A 289-nucleotide genomic window follows, 5' to 3' on the forward strand; every position below is an offset into this window, starting at 1 on the left:
ACGATCCAGTCGGATCGGAAATTGCTCCAGCCGGCGACCGGGATCAGTATTTGTTCTCGAGCGTGGTCTTGGCATCGAGTCGCTTCTGCGGCGGCGTCAGGTCGGGCGGCGGCGTCGTGGCGCAGGCGGCGAGAGCAAGCGCGAGAAATCCGGCAAGCGTGATACGGCTGAGTCGCTGCATGGCGTCATTTTCCAGTCGATCGGATCGATCGGTACAGTGTTTCCGCCGATGAAGCCGCCCCGTCAAGCACGCGGTCTCACTTGCGAATTGGTCGAGATTCAGCACACG

The 289-nt window shown here is 61.6% G+C and carries 1 protein-coding gene; it reads right to left on the reverse strand.

The features are described from left to right. Positions 1-43: 43 nt before the first annotated feature. A partial coding sequence (locus tag ACTIF2_RS27620; RefSeq protein WP_439500344.1) for a hypothetical protein occupies positions 44-289 on the reverse strand: 246 nt, incomplete at its 5' end.

It is taken from the genome of Allobosea sp. (assembly GCF_051860145.1).
Lineage (GTDB): Bacteria > Pseudomonadota > Alphaproteobacteria > Rhizobiales > Beijerinckiaceae > Allobosea.